Source organism: Nocardia sp. CDC159 (assembly GCF_023740735.1).
GTDB classification, from domain to species: domain Bacteria; phylum Actinomycetota; class Actinomycetes; order Mycobacteriales; family Mycobacteriaceae; genus Nocardia; species Nocardia pulmonis.
Window position 1 is genome coordinate 119,254 of sequence record NZ_JAMRXH010000017.1, and the last position, 17,767, is coordinate 137,020.

The 17,767-nt window shown below is 69.9% G+C and carries 18 protein-coding genes; 9 read left to right on the forward strand and 9 right to left on the reverse strand.

Annotated elements, in window-relative coordinates:
- Positions 1-413 precede the first annotated feature (413 nt).
- The 5 genes from NDR87_RS29805 to proB all read left to right on the forward strand — a co-directional run bounded on the left by NDR87_RS29805 (position 414) and on the right by proB (position 7,588).
- On the forward strand, positions 414-3,818 hold the full coding sequence (locus NDR87_RS29805) for a translation initiation factor IF-2 N-terminal domain-containing protein (protein WP_372494331.1): 3,405 nt from the start codon (positions 414-416) through the stop codon (positions 3,816-3,818).
- A 276-nt stretch (positions 3,819-4,094) separates the two neighbouring features.
- Positions 4,095-4,406, forward strand: a complete 312-nt coding sequence (gene rplU, locus NDR87_RS29810) for a 50S ribosomal protein L21 (RefSeq protein WP_251916935.1) — start codon at positions 4,095-4,097, stop codon at positions 4,404-4,406.
- Positions 4,407-4,459: 53 nt separating this feature from the next.
- Positions 4,460-4,726 (forward strand): 50S ribosomal protein L27, encoded by a 267-nt coding sequence (rpmA, locus tag NDR87_RS29815; protein WP_251916934.1) that lies wholly within the window; start codon positions 4,460-4,462, stop codon positions 4,724-4,726.
- Positions 4,727-4,954: 228 nt separating this feature from the next.
- Complete coding sequence (gene obgE, locus NDR87_RS29820; protein WP_251916933.1) at positions 4,955-6,412, forward strand: GTPase ObgE; 1,458 nt, start codon at positions 4,955-4,957, stop codon at positions 6,410-6,412.
- A gap of 66 nt (positions 6,413-6,478) precedes the next feature.
- Positions 6,479-7,588 carry a glutamate 5-kinase gene (gene proB, locus NDR87_RS29825; RefSeq protein ID WP_251917104.1) on the forward strand — a complete coding sequence of 370 codons (1,110 nt, stop codon included), beginning with the start codon at positions 6,479-6,481 and terminating at the stop codon, positions 7,586-7,588.
- Between the two features lie 223 nt (positions 7,589-7,811).
- Here proB and NDR87_RS29830 read toward each other — a convergent pair whose 3' ends face one another.
- From NDR87_RS29830 to NDR87_RS29840, 3 genes are all read right to left on the reverse strand, one after another.
- Entirely contained in the window at positions 7,812-8,894 is a 1,083-nt protein-coding gene (locus NDR87_RS29830; protein ID WP_251917126.1) for a hypothetical protein, read from the reverse strand.
- Positions 8,891-9,265: a hypothetical protein gene (locus NDR87_RS29835; RefSeq protein ID WP_251916932.1), complete on the reverse strand. Its 375-nt coding sequence runs from the start codon at positions 9,263-9,265 to the stop codon at positions 8,891-8,893. Before NDR87_RS29835 ends, NDR87_RS29830 begins: the two co-directional genes overlap by 4 nt.
- Positions 9,266-9,358: 93 nt before the next feature.
- Positions 9,359-10,063 (reverse strand): ESX secretion-associated protein EspG, encoded by a 705-nt coding sequence (locus tag NDR87_RS29840; RefSeq protein ID WP_251916931.1) that lies wholly within the window; start codon positions 10,061-10,063, stop codon positions 9,359-9,361.
- Between the two features lie 301 nt (positions 10,064-10,364).
- Here NDR87_RS29840 and NDR87_RS29845 point away from each other — a divergent pair, with 301 nt between their 5' ends.
- Positions 10,365-10,865 (forward strand): DUF4254 domain-containing protein, encoded by a 501-nt coding sequence (locus tag NDR87_RS29845; RefSeq protein WP_251916930.1) that lies wholly within the window; start codon positions 10,365-10,367, stop codon positions 10,863-10,865.
- A gap of 380 nt (positions 10,866-11,245) precedes the next feature.
- On the opposite strand, the gene NDR87_RS29850 is transcribed toward NDR87_RS29845, so the two are convergent.
- Complete coding sequence (locus tag NDR87_RS29850; RefSeq protein ID WP_251916929.1) at positions 11,246-11,620, reverse strand: hypothetical protein; 375 nt, start codon at positions 11,618-11,620, stop codon at positions 11,246-11,248.
- 109 nt (positions 11,621-11,729) lie between these two features.
- On the reverse strand, positions 11,730-12,440 hold the full coding sequence (locus NDR87_RS29855; protein WP_251916928.1) for a GAF and ANTAR domain-containing protein: 711 nt from the start codon (positions 12,438-12,440) through the stop codon (positions 11,730-11,732).
- Positions 12,441-12,605: 165 nt separating this feature from the next.
- Between NDR87_RS29855 and NDR87_RS29860 the strand changes: the two genes are divergently transcribed.
- The gene (locus NDR87_RS29860) at positions 12,606-13,058 is read left to right on the forward strand and encodes a pyridoxamine 5'-phosphate oxidase family protein (RefSeq protein WP_251916927.1); all 453 of its coding nucleotides are present in this window, start codon (positions 12,606-12,608) and stop codon (positions 13,056-13,058) included.
- Positions 13,059-13,063: 5 nt separating this feature from the next.
- Here the strand turns inward: NDR87_RS29860 and NDR87_RS29865 are convergent, their stop codons facing one another.
- Together NDR87_RS29865 and ligD are read right to left on the reverse strand one after the other, a co-directional pair.
- A complete protein-coding gene (locus NDR87_RS29865; protein WP_251916926.1) occupies positions 13,064-13,999 on the reverse strand; it encodes a D-isomer specific 2-hydroxyacid dehydrogenase family protein in 936 nt (311 codons plus the stop codon).
- Between the two features lie 14 nt (positions 14,000-14,013).
- Complete coding sequence (gene ligD / locus NDR87_RS29870; RefSeq protein ID WP_251916925.1) at positions 14,014-14,985, reverse strand: non-homologous end-joining DNA ligase; 972 nt, start codon at positions 14,983-14,985, stop codon at positions 14,014-14,016.
- A gap of 115 nt (positions 14,986-15,100) precedes the next feature.
- Between ligD and NDR87_RS29875 the strand changes: the two genes are divergently transcribed.
- A complete protein-coding gene (locus tag NDR87_RS29875; RefSeq protein ID WP_251917102.1) occupies positions 15,101-15,544 on the forward strand; it encodes a DinB family protein in 444 nt (147 codons plus the stop codon).
- 75 nt (positions 15,545-15,619) lie between these two features.
- On the opposite strand, the gene NDR87_RS29880 is transcribed toward NDR87_RS29875, so the two are convergent.
- Positions 15,620-16,381, reverse strand: a complete 762-nt coding sequence (locus NDR87_RS29880) for a hypothetical protein (RefSeq protein WP_251916924.1) — start codon at positions 16,379-16,381, stop codon at positions 15,620-15,622.
- Here NDR87_RS29880 and NDR87_RS29885 point away from each other — a divergent pair.
- Positions 16,368-16,589: a hypothetical protein gene (locus NDR87_RS29885; RefSeq protein ID WP_251916923.1), complete on the forward strand. Its 222-nt coding sequence runs from the start codon at positions 16,368-16,370 to the stop codon at positions 16,587-16,589. The two genes, NDR87_RS29880 and NDR87_RS29885, sit on opposite strands and share 14 nt — an antisense overlap.
- Positions 16,590-16,650: 61 nt before the next feature.
- Here NDR87_RS29885 and NDR87_RS29890 read toward each other — a convergent pair whose 3' ends face one another.
- Entirely contained in the window at positions 16,651-17,715 is a 1,065-nt protein-coding gene (locus tag NDR87_RS29890) for a P1 family peptidase (RefSeq protein ID WP_251916922.1), read from the reverse strand.
- Positions 17,716-17,767 lie beyond the last annotated feature (52 nt).

A 17,767-nucleotide genomic window follows, 5' to 3' on the forward strand; every position in this document is an offset into this window, starting at 1 on the left:
AACCCCGCCGGAGCGGAGCGGAGGCCGTCCCATACAGCGTCGGTGGCGAACTGTCGGCCTTGTATATGGGATACTGGCACTGGATGTGATCGTCGCCCACCGTTTGCGCGGGTGACGGACGCAACCGATGGCACCGCGGTTCGACGCCGATCATCGCTGCCCCGGACGGTTACCAAGACTCGGCTGTTCGGCGGCACGCTGGATGAGCGCTCGAGCCCAGGTGTTGAAGCCAACAGCCAGGCGCCGCGTGACCAGTTAGCCCGAACGACGAACGATACAGGTTATAACCGGGCACGCGGGGCGAGACCACTGACCTCGCGCCCTCCGGGCGTGAGGCGTACGGACAGTGCCCCCGCGTCGGCCGCGTCACACTCGTTTCGAGTGGGACGCGCCCGGGGGCCCGAGGAGATTTCGTGGCCGATCAAGAGCCGCTGGAAACGTCGCAGAGTAATGGTGATAGCGCTTCGAACGAGGCGATAGGGGCAGGGGAGGCGGCGCAGTTGCCGGAACGTATCCGGGTGCACGCGCTGGCGAAGCTTCTGGGCACCACCAGCAAACGCATTCTGGCCCACCTGACCGAGTTGGGGGCCGAGGCCCGCAGCCCGCAGTCGAGCCTGGACCGCACGGTCGCGGAATCGGTCCGCGACGCGCTCGTGCCGCCGGAGGAGGACCGGGCCGAGACCACCCAGACCACCGAGACCGACACCGCGGCCGCCGCACCGGTCGTCGAGGCGGAGACCACCGAGGCGGCCGAGCAGCCTCGGACCGCGCCCGCCGCACCCGAGCAGGCGGCGGCTACCGGCGAGCAGCCGCCGCAGCGCGTCCCGGCCATGGCGGGGATGAGCCAGCACGAGGTCGACGCGCCCCCGCCCGCCGAGCCGCCGCGCCCGCCGTCGCTGTTCTCCAGCCCCTTCCATCACGAACCGCAGGCCGCCGAGCCCGTGGTCTTCGAGCCCGCCGCCGTCGTCGCGGCCCCGCTGTTCCTGCCGCCGGACGCGGCCAAGGCCGAGGAACTGCGCCGCCCGCGCCGCGCCGAGCGCGAAACCAAGCCCGAGGAGAAGGTCGAGAAGCAGGCCGTCGAGCCGGTCGCGGAGGACTCCGACGCCGACTCGGACTGGGACGACGATCAGGAGCACGGCTCCGACGAGCGCGGCGAGGAGGGCGCCCGCTCCCGGCGTCGCCGTCGCGGCCGTCGCGGTCGCGGCCGCGGTCGTGGGGAGCAGCACTCCGAGCACGACAACGACGACGATTCCGACGACACCGAATCCGAGCAGCCGTCGACCGGTGAATCGGCCGATGCCGCGAGCGAATCCGAGACCGCCGACGCCGAGGACTCCGAGGACGGCGACACCCCCGTGCCGGAGGGCTCGAGCCGTCGCCGTCGTCGCCGTCGTCGCCGCAAGGCCGGTGAGGACAGCGAGAACGAGCCGGCCGACGACGATCCGCCGAATACGGTCGTGCACGAGCGCGAGCCGCGCAACAAGCGCCGGGCCGTCGACGAGGTGCAGGGCATCAGTGGTTCGACCCGGCTCGAGGCCAAGCGCCAGCGCCGCCGCGACGGTCGCGAGGCCGGTCGTCGCCGCCCGCCGATCCTGACCGAGTCGGAGTTCCTGGCCCGCCGCGAATCGGTGGATCGGGTCATGGTCGTGCGCGAGAAGACCTTCCCCGAGCATCCGAGCGCCACCATTCAGGTCGCCGTGCTCGAGGACAACATCCTCGTCGAACACTTCGTGACCAGCACCGGTCAGGCATCCATGGTCGGCAATGTCTACCTGGGCAAGGTGCAGAACGTGCTGCCCAGCATGGAGGCGGCGTTCGTCGACATCGGCCGCGGCCGCAACGGCGTGCTCTACGCGGGCGAGGTGAACTGGGAGGCCGCCGGGCTCGGCGGTAAGGAACGCAAGATCGAGCAGGCGCTCAAGCCCGGCGACACCGTGCTGGTCCAGGTCAGCAAGGATCCGGTGGGGCACAAGGGCGCCCGCCTGACCACCCAGATCAGCCTGGCGGGTCGCTTCCTGGTGTATGTGCCCGGCGGCACCTCCACCGGTATCAGCCGCAAGCTGCCCGATACCGAGCGCAAGCGGCTCAAGGAGATCCTGCGCGATATCGTCCCGCAGGACGCGGGTGTGATCATCCGCACCGCGTCGGAGGGTGTCAGCGAGACCGAGCTGGCTCGCGATGTCGAGCGGCTGCAGGCCACCTGGAAGACCATCGAGGAGCAGTCCAAGAACGGCTCCAGCGCGCCGAAGACGCTGTACGAGGAGCCCGACCTACTGGTCAAGGTCATCCGCGACCTGTTCAACGAGGACTTCTCGAAGCTGGTCATCGAGGGCGAGCGGGCCTGGACGACCGTCGAGAACTACATCCGCACGGTCGCGCCGGACCTGCTGGCCCGCATCGAGCGCTACGAAAGCAACGGCGTCGACGTGTTCGGCAGCTTCCGCATCGATGAGCAGCTGGCCAAGGCGCTCGACCGCAAGGTGTGGCTGCCCTCGGGCGGCACGCTGGTCATCGACCGCACCGAGGCGATGACGGTCATCGACGTCAACACCGGCAAGTTCACCGGTGCGGGCGGGTCGAACCTCGAGGAGACCGTCACCCGCAACAATCTGGAGGCGGCCGAGGAGATCGTGCGCCAGCTGCGGCTGCGCGATATCGGCGGCATGATCGTCGTCGACTTCATCGATATGGTGCTGGAGTCGAACCGGGATCTGGTGCTGCGCAGGCTCACCGAGGCCCTGGGTCGCGACCGTACCCGGCACCAGGTCTCCGAGGTGACCTCGTTGGGTCTGGTGCAGATGACCCGCAAGAAGCTGGGCACCGGTCTGGTCGAGGCGTTCTCCACCACCTGCGAGCACTGCCACGGCCGCGGCATCGTCGTGCACAACTATCCGGTCGAGACCGCGCCCGCCGAGGAGGGTGTCGGCCGCCGCGAGGGTCGCCGTCGCCGCAAGGAGAAGGCACCGGCCGCGACCGTCGCCCCCGCGCCGCAGCAGCCGCAACCGGAGCATTCGGAAGAGGACGCCGCGGTCAAGCGGGCGCATCCGGTTGCCCTGGCCATGGCCGCCCATCAGGCCGAGGAGGCCGCCGCCGTGGCGGTCGCCCAATCCGAGGTGGCGGCCGCGGCCGCCGAGGCGGTCGCGGCGGCGGTGGCCGACGAGGTCGAGGTCGAGTCGGCAGAGACCGGCCGGTCCGGTGGTCGCGGTGGCCGGGCGGGGCGTGCGGCCCGACGGGCCATGCGTCGCGAGGCACGGGCCGAGAGCGCGGCCGTCGCCGAGGCCGGGGCCGAGCCGGCGGGCACGGACGATGATCGGGCCGAGCAGACCGCGGGCGAGGAGGGCCGGTCGGAGCGGATCGCGAGTGCGGAACAGCAGGAACGTGATCCGGGTGACGTCCGGTCCGAGATCACCGCGAGCGACCGATCCGAGCGCGCCGCCGAGGAACCGGCCGCCGATGCCGATCGCGTCGCGAGTGGGGAGGAGCGGGCCGCGCGCAGCGGCAGCCGACCCGGCGAGGGCGATCGGTTCGATCGGGCGGCCGCGGTCGCGGACGCGCGGGCCGAGTCCCCTGCCGACGATTCCCAGGACGGGCAGCCGGCGGCCGACAGCGGTCGGCGCGGTCGACGCCGGGTGGCCCGCACGACGGCCGCCCCGAGTACCGACAGCAAGGGTGCGGTCTTCGTGCTGAGCAGTGCCGATCAGGAGCAGGGGCCGAGTTTCACGCTCGACGACATCGCCCCCACCGAGGTCGCCCCGCGCAGCCGTCCCCGCCGCCGGGCGGCCGGACGGGCCGCCGGAGCGCCGCAGCACTCCGACTGAGCGATGCGTGCCGGTGCCCCGCCAGGACGATCTGGCGGGGCACCGGCCGTTTCGGGGCGTGACGTCCGTGACCCCGGTTTGGTCGCGGAGCGGGGTGTCGGGTAGCCTTGGACAGTCGCTGCCCGGTGACAGCAGTCTGCTGCGTCATATGAGCCACCAGGCGCCGAGGCGGCATTATTACCAGACCAACTAGCGGCGGTCTCCGGTGTCAACCGGCAGGTGCGCCGCGCGAAGCCAAGTGCCGAGCACTAGTAGAGAGAAGAGGGCAGCCGACCGATGGCAACGTACGCGATCGTCAAGACCGGCGGAAAGCAGTACAAGGTCGCGGTCGGTGACCTGGTGAAGGTCGAGAAGCTCGAGGGTGAGCCGGGCACCGCGGTGTCGCTGGAGCCGGTGCTGGTCGTCGATGGCGCCAAGCTGACCACCGACAAGGACGCGCTGGCCAAGATTTCGGTGTCCGCCGAGGTGGTCGATCAGACCAAGGGCCCGAAGATCCGCATCCACAAGTTCAAGAACAAGACCGGCTACCACAAGCGTCAGGGCCACCGTCAGAAGCTGACGGTCCTGAAGGTCACCGGCATCAAGTAAGCGGCTACGGGGTTCTCGCCGAGAGAGTCCCAACGTACGAGGAGTCAACAGCTATGGCACATAAGAAGGGTGCGTCCAGCTCCCGTAACGGCCGCGATTCCAACGCGAAGCGGCTCGGTGTGAAGCGCTACGGCGGTCAGGTCGTCAAGGCGGGCGAGATCCTGGTCCGGCAGCGCGGCACCCACTTCCACCCCGGCGTGAACGTCGGCCGTGGCGGCGACGACACGCTGTTCGCCCTCGCGGCGGGCGCGGTCGAGTTCGGCACCAAGCGGGGCCGCAAGACCGTCAACATCGTGGTCCCGGAGCCGGTGCAGGCCTGAGCCGCACCGGAGCTTTCCGACACACTTCGAAGCGGGTCAGGGTGATAGCCACCCTGGCCCGTTTTCCTGTTTCCAGCCGACCGATTGAGGTCCGCGGCCCGGCTCGTTTCTGGACTGACGGAGCGGGGGAGCGAAGCGGAGGAGCGGAGGAGGGAAGGAACGAGCCTCGGGGGCCGCGGACAGCGGTGCCGGAGGCGCCGCCATCGAACACAGAGGATGATCAAAGGCATGTCCAAATTCGTCGATCGCGTCGTGCTGCACGTCCGCGCGGGCAAGGGTGGACACGGGTGCGCCTCGGTGCATCGGGAGAAGTACAAGCCGCTGGGCGGTCCCGACGGGGGCAACGGTGGCAACGGCGGGGATGTGATCCTCGAGGTCGATCCCAACGTGCACACCCTGCTGGACTTCCACTTCCATCCGCACGCCAAGGCCGGTAACGGCAAACCCGGTGAGGGCGGCAACCGAAACGGTAAGCAGGGCGAGGAACTGCTGCTGAAGGTCCCCGACGGCACCGTGGTGATGAGCACCGCCGGCGAGGTGCTGGCCGATATGGTCGGCGCGGGCTACCGGTTCGTCGCGGCGCAGGGTGGGCGCGGCGGTCTGGGCAATGCGGCGCTGGTGTCCAAGGCGCGCAAGGCCCCCGGTTTCGCGCTGCTCGGCGAGGAGGGGCAGGAGCGCGACCTCGTCCTCGAGCTGAAGTCGGTGGCCGATGTCGGCCTGGTCGGTTTTCCGTCGGCGGGGAAGTCGTCGCTGGTGTCGGTGCTGTCGGCGGCCAAGCCGAAGATCGCCGACTATCCGTTCACCACGCTGGTACCCAATCTGGGTGTGGTGCAGTCCGGTGACACCACCTTCACCGTGGCCGATGTCCCCGGGCTGATTCCCGGTGCCAGCGAGGGCCGCGGTCTGGGCCTGGATTTCCTGCGGCATCTGGAGCGCTGCGCGGTGCTCGCGCATGTCGTCGACTGCGCCACCCTCGAGCCCGGGCGCGATCCGATCTCGGATGTGGACGCGCTGGAGGCCGAATTGGCCGCCTACAAGCCCGCCCTGGCCGCCGACGCGGGGCTGGGCGAGCTGGCCGAGCGGCCGCGGGTGGTCATTCTGAACAAGGCCGATATTCCCGACGCCGACGAACTCGCCGAATTCGTGCTGCCGGAGTTCGCCAAGCGCGGTTGGCCGGTGTTCAAGATCTCGGCCGTGACCCGGGAAGGCTTGCGCCCATTGACATTCGCGCTCGCCGAGATGGTCCGGGCGTATCGCGAGGCGCATCCGAAGGCGGAGCCGAAGCGACAGATCATCCGCCCGATCGCCAAGGGCGACAGCGGTTTCCGCGTGATCCCCGATCCGGAGGTGGAGGGCGGGTTCATCGTCCAGGGCGAGCGGCCGGAGCGCTGGGTGCGCCAGACCCAGTTCGACAACGACGAGGCCGTGGGCTATCTGGCCGACCGCCTGGCCCGCCTCGGCGTCGAGGAGGAACTGGTGCGGCTGGGCGCCGAGCCCGGCGCGCCGGTGACCATCGGCGATGTCAGCTTCGATTGGGAGCCGCAGATTTCCGCCGGTGTCGAGATCATGATGACTCGGCGCGGCGTGGATCCCCGGTTGGATCAGACCGACCGCATCAGCGCCGCCGAGCGCAAGCACGCCTCGCGCGTGCGCCGCGGACTGGTGTCGGAGGACGACGAAGAGTAGCGCGAACAGGTTGGGGTCCAGGTGAATTCGAGTATTCCGCAGGCGCAGGCCGTGGTGACCGGGGAACTGAACGGGCTCAGTGACGCGCGGCGGGCCATCGCGACCGCGCGCAGCGTCGTGGTCAAGATCGGCTCGTCCGCGCTGACCAGCCTCGAGGGCGGGCTGTGCACCGATCGGCTCGACGCGCTGGCCGATGCGGTGGAGGCGCGCATGCGCGCCGGTTCGGATCTGGTGGTGGTGTCCTCGGGCGCCATCGGCGCGGGCATCGCCCCGCTCGGATTGTCCAAGCGGCCGAAGGATCTGGCGACCAAACAGGCCGCCGCGAGCGTGGGCCAGCTGGCCCTGGCGCATGCGTGGGGCACCTCGTTCGCCCGCTACGGCCGGGTGGTGGGGCAGGTGCTGCTGAGCGCCGGTGATTTCGGCCGCCGCGAACACCATCGCAATGCCCAGCGCACGCTGGACCGGCTGCGGTCGCTGCACGCCATCGCCGTGGTGAACGAAAACGACACCGTCGCAACGGAAGAGATCCGCTTCGGTGACAACGATCGCCTGGCCGCGCTGGTCGCGCATCTGGTCGGCGCGGACGCCCTGATCCTGCTGTCGGACGTCGACGGCCTCTACGACGGCGATCCCCGCAAGGGCCCCGCCAACTTCATTCCCGAGGTCCGCAGCAGCGCCGACCTGGACGGCGTCATCGCGGGCAGCGGCGGCGCCCTCGGTACCGGCGGCATGGCCTCCAAACTCTCCGCCGCCCGCCTGGCCGCCGACGCGGGCGTCCCCGTCCTGCTGGCCGCCGCCTCCGACGCGGCCGCGGCCCTCTCCGGCGCCACGGTCGGCACCGCCTTCGCCGCCCGCCCGGTCCGTCTCTCGGCCCGCAAGTTCTGGGTCCGCCACGCCGCCGACAGCCACGGCGCTATAGTCCTCGACGAGGGCGCCGTCCAGGCGGTCGCCCAATGCCGCCGCTCCCTGCTGGCCGCCGGCATCACCGAAATCCGCGGCCACTTCTACGGCGGCGACGTGGTAGACCTCATCGCCCCCGACAACACCCTGGTCGCTCGCGGCGTAGTCGAATACGACAGCACCGAACTGGAAACCATGAAGGGCCGCTCCACCACCGAACTCCCGGAGGGCATGCAGCGCCCGGTCATCCACGCGGACGACCTGGTGAAGGTGTAGCAACTAAAACAGCCGCGGCCCACCTCGGCCTTCGTGACCCACAGGGACCTGGCCTCGTCGTCGATCGGATACCAGACGCGGCCACCGGTGGTGACCTCGTACTGCCACTGTTCCGGCTCTCGGTCACCGAGTTTCACCGATCCGAGGTCCGCCTTCAGACGATGCCGCCGGCGCGGATTCAGTACTCCGTCGGTCAACATGGCCGATCGCTGTCGGAGCGACCTCAGCGGCCGGGGATTACGCCCGGCTGGTCGGGAGTGGTTGGGGTGGTCGACTGGTCGGGGATGGGGCCGGTGACGCCGGGTTGGCCGCCCTGGTCGTCGAGGGGTGGGCCGCCGGGTGGGGGTGGGGCCGGGGCTGGGGGAGGCGGTGTGGGGGAAGGAGTTTGGGGTGGGGGAGGTGGTGGTGGGGAAGACGACGGGGCGGGAGGTGGGGGTGTGGGCGTGGGGGATTCGGTGGTTGGGGTGGGTGGTGTGGGGGATTGCGGTGCGGGGGGTGGTTGCGGTGCGGGTGTGCTCGGCTGGGGAGTCGGTGTCGGCTGTGGTGCGGGCGGCGTGGGTGCGGGGGATTGCGATGGTGGGGGAACGGGCGATGGCTCCGGCCGGGGTGTGGGTGGCTGGGGAGCGGGTTGTTCGGGTGCGGTCTGCGGCTGGGGTGTCGGTGGTTGCGGCGTCTTTTGCTGCGGTGGAAGCGTGTGGGGCGCAGACGGTTTGGGCTTGGTTTGGCTGGGGGCGCCGGGCAGGGCGGGCGGGTCGGGGAGGGCCGGGATGCCCGTGCCCGCGGCCGAATAGGACGGCTTGTAGATCATATTCATGGCCAGCACCGCCTCCTGGCGGATGGCCTCGGCCGCCATGTGCGCATCGATGACGCGCATCGCCTCGAGCGCCCGGGCGATCGCACCGACCGGACCGGTATCCCCGGGCGGCATCACGGCCAGCTTCACGGCCTCGGCGGCCGCGGCCACCGCGCCCAGCCGCGCACCCACCTCGCCCATGACGGCGGCCAATTCGTCGATCGACTCGGCGAAGCTGCGCGTGCAGGCAGACGCCGCATCGGCGGCGGGTCCCTCCCACCGCACCTGGTCGATCACCCGATCGGCATTGCCCCGGGTGAGCGGCGCCGAGGCCGCCAGCGTCGCCGCCCCCTCCAGCCACACCATCGACGCCTGCAGAATCTGCCCCGCATCGATCTGCTGCGTCCCGGCATAGATTCGCTCGTGCGGCATGGACTCGAAATGCTCCATGGCGCTGATGTATTCGGGATCGGTGCGCCGCCGCTTGGGCCCGTACCGGAATTCCGTGGTCATCGGGGCAGCCTCGCCGCGGTGGCACGCAGGGCGGCGGAGTGCGCGAGGTCGGCCTCCTCGTACAGTCCGGCGCTGATCAGGAACGCCTCCTTCATCCGATAGGCGGCCGCGATGTACTGATCGAGCAGCGCCGCGGCATCGCGCGCCTTGCGCCCGAATCCGGCCTGTAATTGCTGCGCGGAGAAGAACCCGCCGAACCCGTCCGTCTCCGCCGCCGATTCCAACCGCTGCCGCAGCTGGCGCAGCCGCTGCGCCTGCTGTTCGTAGATCTCGGCGCAGCTGCGGGCCGCGGCCGGATCGAAGCGCACGGTGCCACTTCGGGCAGCCTGCAGGAACCGCGCGATGTCGGCCTGGCTGGTCTCGATGGTCATGCCTACCCCTGAGATCCGGTCGGTAGTGACTCAGCCTAATCGGTCGGCCATGTCCGGTCAGTACCTCTTGCCGGTATCGATGGCTCGAATCGGTCAGTGCGGAATACGTTTTTGCAGGTGAAGCCCGATCTGCTGGGCCGAGGCGGGGACAACGTGCACATCGTCCCCGGCCCGTATCAGATAGCGGCCGTCCCCGGCGACATCGATCCAGGTGTAGTAGACCGCGGGCGGCGGATCGTCGCGATCCAGCCGCGGCTCGATGCGGATGTGGCCCTCGGCGGTATGCGGTTTCACCAGCAGCCGCCGGATCCGCGGGGCCAGCGGCGCGGTGCCGCGCACGGTCTCCTCGTCGCGCACGGCCCCCGCGGGCGCCGAGCGCGCGGGTTCGCGGCCGGGCGGCGTATCGGGCAGCAGGGCGGCGATGCGGGCGCCGAGTTTGGTGCTGTGTCCGATCGAAATCGTCACGCGGCCGCCGAAATCCGGCGAGCGGCCCGGCTCCTGCACCGCCAGCACGGCATGGTCGTAGACGGCGGCCCCGAGCGCACGGATCTCGCTGCCGGGGGTGTGGCTGCCGCCGATCGCGACCACCCGGGTATGCGGCTGCGCCAGGATGCGCAGACATGCCGACAGATCCGGATCCGACCGCAGCGGCATGCGCTCCTGCAGGTTGCGGCGCAGGGCGGCCGCCTCGTCCTCGGTGCGCGGGGATTCCAGGATGCGGATCGGGAACGGGTGGCGATCCAGATCGGTCTCCCGCCAAATGTGCGCGAACTCGTCCGGTGTGAAAGACCAACTCACGCCGCCAAACACCCTTCACCCGATCGTCCCGAGCCTGCACGTAGCGTAGCCGGGTACCGGGCGGTCGGCCAGGCGACGCGAAAACCATTGCGCTGGGTCATCGGAAGGCCACCGAAAGGGCAGTGGGAGGGCCGGAGGAAACGAGCATCCTGTAATTGCACCCGGTGCCGCAAGAAGATGTCCCCTTCGCAAATTGCGGTGCCCCGGATCCGGTGCGGTCCGCCCTTGCCGCACCGGGCTCGCGGTCCGGTGCCCGTGTGCGGCGCCGGGTGCGCCCGATCGCCGCGTTGGAGGTACACGGATGTACGTACCGCAGCCGGACGGACGTGCGCAGACGCCGTCGTCCGGGCCCGTCGTGATGAGGCGACCCGCCTCCACTCCGCCCGACTGGCACGAGTTGCTGGCCGCGTTCTGCGGGCATATCGGCGATCAACCCGAGGACCACCCCGTCACCCGCTGGGCACGCGCGCTGGCCGAACTCCACCTGGCCCGTCGCGAACAACCCCTACACGCGGCCGAGATCGATTGCCGCCGTAACGAACTGGTCGCGCGCATCGACGACTGGATCGGCGCCAACACCACCCGCGGTCCGCGCTCGGAATCCCTCGGCGCGGTCGTCGACGGCATGGCCGCCGCGCAGGTCCGCGCCACGCACCTGCTCCGCAGCGTCGACGACGTCACCGACGAGCGCGTGCACGCCGCCTGGTTCCTGCTCGCCTCCATGGCCGACGGCTGGACCGACCTGGTGGAACAGGCCTTCGGCATCCGCCCCACCGCCCGCCGCATCGTCCGCGGCGCGTGACGCGGGCTTCGACACCGCCCGCGTGTCGGCCCATCCCGCGTGTCGGCCCATCCCGCGCACTGCCCAAACGCCGCCAGTGCGCCGACGCCCCGGTACTGCCCATGCCCCAGCGGCCGGGTGTGCGATGCCGCGCCGACCGGATGCCGCCGCCGCTTCGACGCGCGGGCAGCGCGCCCGAGGCGATGACAGGGCGATTGTTCGGACGCCGATGTCGTGCCGCCCGAGCGCTGCCCATGCCCCACGCCGGGGCCGCGAGGGCCGCGATGGCCGAGTACGCGCCAATTCCCCAGCGCCCGAGCGTGGCTCGTGATCTCGGCGCCGTCGCGCCCTTCTCCAGCCGCTGTGGTGATCCAAGCCTCCCGGGTGGGCGGAGCAACGCGTCAGGAGCGGCGGCGGCGTCGGTGAGGGCCTGCGGGGCGCACCGGGTTCGGGCGGGGTGGGTCGCGGCGGGTGGCCAAGTCGAGCATGGCGAGCCCGGCATCGCGGATCAGGGTGTCCAGGTCGTCGAGGACGGACAGGACGCAGTCGCTCGCGGTGCGGATCTGCTCGGGAGTGGAGGCGTGGCCCTCGAAAATCGCTCGGACCGAATGCAATTGCAGACCGATGTCGAAAAGGTGACGGACCAGGCGGTCGTGGGCCTCGGGGACCGCTTGCGGAATACCGATCGGCACGATGTCGACGTCGAACGGCGAGGAGACGGGTTCAGCGGTCGGCGCGGGCTCGGTGCGCACACGAGCGGCCTGGTCGGCGGACATGGCGGGCCTTCCTGCGTCGACGACGCGATCCCAGCCGCGCTACTGGACCGGGCGAACGGATACGTCAGAAGTGTAGCGCTACTGCCGCATTCGGACAGTATCCAAGTGGTCAAGAATTGCGCCGGATCGGTGTCGGGCGCGTCGGAACATTGAAATGCGGTGGAGTCGGATCATTTCCGGTAATCGCGCGAATGATCCCCGCCGCCACCGCGACGATTTTGATGTTCTCGTGCTGCGAGGCCACCCGCAGCACCTCGAAGGCCGCATCCCGGTCGCACCGGCGCTGTGCCATGGTGATCCCCAGCGCCTGATCGATGAGTGAGCGCGAGGCGAGCGCGGACTGCAGCTGCGCGGTCAACGCGGCCTGGCGCGCGCTCTGGATGGCCGCCGCCAGCAGGACCGCGGTGTGCGCGCTGGTCAGTGCGATGGCCGGCAGTGCGGCCGCGCCGAACATGTTCGGATGCGGCGAATACACATTGAGTGTGCCGACCGCCACCCCGTCGATTAGCAGTGGCTGGGAATGCGCCGATCGAATTCCCCGCGCCAGCATCCGCGCCGGATAGGCCCCCCAGCGCCGCTCGTCGGTCATATCGGGGATCGCGACGGGCGCCGCGGTGTGCAATGCCTCCAGGCACGGCCCCAATCCATGGTCGCGCGCCAATTCATCGATGAGCGAGGCATGCGGCCCGGTGGAGGCGACGGTCACCGTGTCCCCATTACGCCGCAACGTAACCGCGACCATGGGTCGATCGGGCAGCATCCGGGCGGTGATATCTGCGATCTCGCGCAGCGAATCCTCCACATTCGGGGTCGACAACACCAGCGCGGTCAGCTCCGACAGCCCGACCGCGAATTCGTCGAGGTGGAAGGGTTCTTCGGGTATCCAACCTTTTTAGCACCGGATTGGTTTGGTCAGTAGCGATTCGGGGAACGTGGATATGAACCGGGGGCCATCCGGTGCACGACGATCGGGGCAGACAGGGCAATGACCAGCCGAGCCGACGAATACCCGCGGTTCACGCGTCCGCCGAGCTCGGCCCAGCAGGTCTCGCGGGATCTGTCGACGGCCGAGGCACTACAGCTGCTCACCGAGGCTCGATTCGGTCGTATCGTCTACTCCCGCTATGCACTACCCACTATCCGTCCGGTCAACCACATCGTGGACGGCGAGACGATCGTCGTCCACGCCCACCGCGGCTCCAGCCTGACCACCGACCGGCAGGTGGTGGCCTTCGAGGCCGATACCATCGACGAGCGCACCCACCGCGGCTGGTGCGTCATCGTGACGGGCACCGCCGAGCCGATCACCGATCCGCAGGAACTGGCCCGCTACCGCACCCTGCTGCGGCCCTGGCTGCCGGGTCCACGCGACCATATGGTGCGCATCCAGCCCGACATAATCACCGGTATCGAGTACCTCGACCCCGATCCGGTCTGACCCGATCAGTATCCGGCGGCGAGGTCGATCCGGGCGTTCAGTTCGCGACCGGCGACGAAGCGGGCGACATTGTCGGCCACACGCTCGGCGAAGGCGACGGTGCGCAGCTGGGGCGGATTCGAATCATGCGGTGTGACAATGGCGTTCGGAAGATCCCAGAGCGGATGGCCGTCAGGGAGGGGTTCGGGGTCGGTGACGTCGAGACCCGCCCCGCCGATCGTCCCGTCCCGCAGGGCGTCGACCAGCGCATCGGTGTCGATCAGACGGCCGCGGGCGATATTGATCACCCAGGAGTGCGGCCGCAGCTGGGACAGTTCGTCCTTGCCGATCAGCTGTCGGGTCGCGGCGGTGGCGGGGGCGGCGACCACGACATGATCGGTGCGTGGCCACACCTCCGAAAGCCGTTCGGCTGGAATGGTTTCCAGCACCGTTGGATGGTCGATCGCCCGGCCCGAGCGATTGACCGCGATGACCCGCGCCCCGAGCGGTGCGAGCAGCTCGATGAGTTCGCGGCCGATGCCTCCGGCGCCGACGACGGCGACCGTGGCGCCACGCAACGTGCCGATGCGGGGGAAGAATTCGGTCTGCCGCCAGCTGCTCGCCCGGATGTGCTCGGGTAGGTGCCGGACGCCCGCCAGCAGCAGCGCCAGCGCGTGTTCGGCCACGCTCCGGGCGAAAGCGCCCGCGGCCGAGGTGAATACGACGTCGGGGTGCGCGTCGAAGACATCGGTCTCGAACCACTCCTCGACGCCCGCCGAGAACAGCTGGACCCATTCGATGCCCGCGGGCAGCCGCCGTGGGAAGCCCGCTGGGCCGCCGTCCCACACCAGGGCGCGGGCCCGGTCGAGATCCGACAGCGTGGCGCCGCTGCCGGTGATCGCCTGCCGGAGCAGATCGGAATGTTTGGGGCCCAGGGCGATTCGTACGGGCTCCGAGGTCATGCGTGGTGCTCCCATCAGTCCTGCTCGTCGGTGTCCTCGTCCAGATCTACCTCGAGCTTGTCGCGATCGGCCCATTCGAGCAGCGGGCTCAGGTCGAACACCGCGTCGTCGATACCGGCGTGCAGATCGCCGAGTTCGGCGTAGCGGGCGGGGACGGTGTTGATGGTGAACTCGCGCGGATCGATATCGGGGATCTCGTCCCAGCGGACCGGCGTGGACACGGTCGCGGCCGGGTTGCCGCGCACCGAGTAGGCGGCGGCGATCGTATGATCGCGGGCGTTTTGGTTGTAATCGACGAAGAGCAGTTCGGGGTCGCGATCGCGACGCCACCAGGTGGTGGTCACGTCGTCGGGCGCGCGACGCTCGACCTCGCGGGCGAAGGCCAGCGCGGCCCGGCGCACGTCCTGGAATCCCCACTGCGGCTCTATGCGCACATAGACGTGTAACCCGTGCCCGCCCGAGGTCTTCGGCCAGCCGACCGCGCCGAGTTCGTCGAGGACCTCGTGCACCACCCCGGCCACCCGCTGCACCCGCGGCCACGGGCAATCGGGCATCGGATCGAGGTCGATACGCCATTCGTCGGGCTTCTCGGTATCGAACCGCCGCGAGTTCCAGGGATGGAATTCCACCGTCGACATCTGCACGGCCCAGATCACATCGGCCAGCTCCCGCACGCACAGCTCGTCGGCGTGGCGTCCGTAGCGCGGAAAGTACACGCGCACCGTGGGAATCCAGTCCGGCGCCCCGGCGGGCAGCCGCTTCTGGTGCACCTTCCCGCCCGGCAGCCCCTTGGGAAACCGATGCAGCATGCACGGCCGATCGCGCAGCGCGTTGACGATGCCGTCGCCCACGCTCAGGTAGTACTGCACCAGGTCGAGCTTGGTCGCCCCGATCTCCGGAAAGTACACCCGGTCGGGGTTCGACACGCGCACCGTACGCTCACCGACGCTCAGCTCGACGGCCGGTACCGCAGACTTGCTGGCCACTCGTCCGACGATAGCGACTCGATCATCGCCAGGCACGCGTTAGCGTTGGTGGGTGAGCCCGTGCGCCGAATGTGGTTTCGTCTACGACCTGGACCTGGCCGCCCGGGTGTCCCGGCTGGCCATCGGGCATGCCGACGAATACGCCGACCTGCTGGGCGCGGAGCCCGCGGCGCTGCGTCGCCGCACCCGCCCCGAGGTCTGGTCCCCATTGGAGTACGCCTGCCACATGCGCGACGTGCTGCTCGTGCAGCGGGAGCGACTGCTGGCCGCCCGGCGCAGCGAGCGGCCGGTGGTCGGGCACATGGGCCGCGACGAGCGGGTCGAGCACGATGGTTACGCCCAGCAGCATCCGGACGACGTCGCGCGGCAGCTCCGGGATGCGGCGCTGCTGTTCGGCGGCGCGCTCGACCGGCTCGCGCCCGGCGACTGGGAGCGCACCCTGTACTTCCCCTTTCCCGATCCGGCCGACCCCACCGAGCGCTCGCTGCGTTGGCTGGCCGTGCACACCCTGCACGAGCTGCGCCATCATCTGCTCGACATCCGCCGCCAACTGGATTGAGGCGCAACGGTTCCGGCGTTGGATTGAACCCAATGCTCGTAGGAACAATGGAATTTATTCGACCTGCGACCGGGTTCAGGGGCGGCGGGTGGGGGATGTCGGGGTGGGACTGGGCGTCGGGGTGAGGGTGGGTGGCGTTGTCCTGGTGGGGGTTTGGGTCGGCCGCGAAGGTGAGGTGGAGGTCGGTGGCCGGGGCGTGGTGAGGGTGGGGCGCGGCGTGGGGGTGGGGCGGACGGTTGTGGTTCTGTTGTCCGGGAGCGTCGGGAGCGCCGGAATGCCGGGGAGGGGGACGGTACAGGCGGACGTTCGCTGCTGGACGGTGGTCGGCGTGGGGGTGGGTGTAGTGGACGAAACCGATGTGGGGGCAGGGCGGCTCGGGGATGGGCGGAGGATGCCGCAGGGGATGGGCGGGCGGCCGGGGAGGCGCAGGACGAGCTCGATTCGCAATTCCAGCCTCGGGGTCGTGGACGGGTGGTACCACGGGCTCGTGGTCGGGGGATGGGTGGTCTCGGAGGTGGTCGGGGCCTCGCTGGTGGTCGTCTCCGGGATCGTCGTCTCGGTGACGCTGTCCGCCGCGGCCTCGGTGGGGTCGGGCGTCGTGATCGACGGATCGGTGATCGGAGTTTCGCCGGTGTCGGTGTTCGACTCGCCCACCGGCTCGGTCGAGCCGCCGGTCGACGTATCCGGTGATTCGGCAGCGGGATCCGCGGGTGGGTCGGACTCGGTGTGCTCGGGAGCCGGTTCCTGCGCGGCGGGATCGGGGACGATCTCCACCGGTGTCGTCGGGTCGAAGGTCTGGGTGTACGGGTCGTCGAAGGTGGAGGTGGATGCGGGCATCTCCGCCGCCGAACTGGTTCCGGCGCTGTTCGACGCGGTGGGGAAAGCCGCCGAGGCGGACGTCATCAAACCCACCGCGGCCAGCGCCGACACGGTGATGGGAGCGGATATCCGCATCGACACACCGCCCTTCGCCGCCAGCGGTGCCACTGCCGACGAAAGCCATTGCCGGGCACGGCAATACACATCGGTCACGAACGCATGGTAGAAGAACCGATCCGCGTACGCCGGGGCTTTCGGGCGGTAAGTCCCGCTCCGCGGACCAACCCCTATCGGGCGGTGACGAGTTCGACCAGCCGTTCGATCGGGATACCGGGCACGCGGTGGCCCGCGCGGCCGGTCATGGTCCGGCCCGCGACCAGTGCGTTGAGCACCGCCTCCTCGACGGCCTGGACGACGGCGGTGTGGAAGGGATCGATGCGGTTCCACGAGATGGCGTGCAGCTGCTCGTAAGTCGGTTCGCCGGTGGGCATTCCCGTCCCGAACGAGCCCTTGTTGGCGGTGGAGAAGGCCAGGAAGATATCGCCGGAGAAGATCGACCCGGTCGTCCCGGTCCGGGCCAGCCCCAAGGGGACTCGGCGGGCCAGGGCGGTGCACTGCCCCGGTAGCAGCGGGGCATCGGTCGCCACGACGGCGATGACCGAACCGGCGCCCGGCGGCAGGTTCGTGCGCTGCTCGTCGGCGGGCAACCGGGTACCCACCGGAACCCCGCACACGGTCAGCTCGTGCCGGGCGCCGAAGTTGGCCTGTACGAAAACTCCTACGGTATAGACGGTTTCGCCGTAGGGAACCAGCCGTGACGCGGTGCCGCTGCCGCCCTTGAAGCCGTAGCAGATCATTCCGGTGCCCCCGCCGACCGAACCCTCGGCGACCGCCCCGGGCGCCGCCGCCTCGATCGCCGCGACCGCGTGCTCGGGCCGCACCCACGGTCCGTTGATGTCGTTGAGATAGCCGTCGTAGGTCTCGGCGACCACCGGCAGCATCCATTCCGCGGCCACCGCCGGATGGGCGCGCACCGTCCAGTCGATCACCCCGCGATGCACCGGCCCGACCGCGTGGGTATTGGTGATCAGCACCGGCAGCCGCAGCAACCCGGTTTCGGAAAGCCACGCGGTGCCGGTCATTTCGCCATTGCCGTTGAGCGCGTGCCACCCTGCCGCACACGGCAGCTGCACCTCCGCCCGCGGCCGCGGCAGCACGGCGGTCACCCCGGTGCGCACCGAATCGCCCTCGATCAGCGTGGTGTATCCGACCGCCACGCCGGGGACATCGGTGATCGCATTGTCCGGCCCGGTGCCACCGATCAGCGGCAGACCGAGTTCCCGTGCGCGCATACCGCTCCTTCCAGATCCTTCGGATACAAGCTACGGCCGATCTCGCGTCTCG

Bases quoted from the DNA above. Each gene is read 5' to 3' on its own strand.
- rplU (WP_251916935.1), top strand. From the start codon at position 4,095: ATGGCAACGTACGCGATCGTCAAGACCGGCGGAAAGCAGTACAAGGTC.
- rpmA (WP_251916934.1), top strand. From the start codon at position 4,460: ATGGCACATAAGAAGGGTGCGTCCAGCTCCCGTAACGGCCGCGATTCC.
- obgE (WP_251916933.1), top strand. From the start codon at position 4,955: ATGTCCAAATTCGTCGATCGCGTCGTGCTGCACGTCCGCGCGGGCAAG.
- NDR87_RS29830 (WP_251917126.1), bottom strand. From the start codon at position 8,894: ATGACCACGGAATTCCGGTACGGGCCCAAGCGGCGGCGCACCGATCCC.
- NDR87_RS29835 (WP_251916932.1), bottom strand. From the start codon at position 9,265: ATGACCATCGAGACCAGCCAGGCCGACATCGCGCGGTTCCTGCAGGCT.
- NDR87_RS29845 (WP_251916930.1), top strand. From the start codon at position 10,365: ATGTACGTACCGCAGCCGGACGGACGTGCGCAGACGCCGTCGTCCGGG.
- NDR87_RS29850 (WP_251916929.1), bottom strand. From the start codon at position 11,620: ATGTCCGCCGACCAGGCCGCTCGTGTGCGCACCGAGCCCGCGCCGACC.
- NDR87_RS29860 (WP_251916927.1), top strand. From the start codon at position 12,606: ATGACCAGCCGAGCCGACGAATACCCGCGGTTCACGCGTCCGCCGAGC.
- NDR87_RS29865 (WP_251916926.1), bottom strand. From the start codon at position 13,999: ATGACCTCGGAGCCCGTACGAATCGCCCTGGGCCCCAAACATTCCGAT.
- NDR87_RS29880 (WP_251916924.1), bottom strand. From the start codon at position 16,381: ATGCCCGCATCCACCTCCACCTTCGACGACCCGTACACCCAGACCTTC.
- NDR87_RS29890 (WP_251916922.1), bottom strand. From the start codon at position 17,715: ATGCGCGCACGGGAACTCGGTCTGCCGCTGATCGGTGGCACCGGGCCG.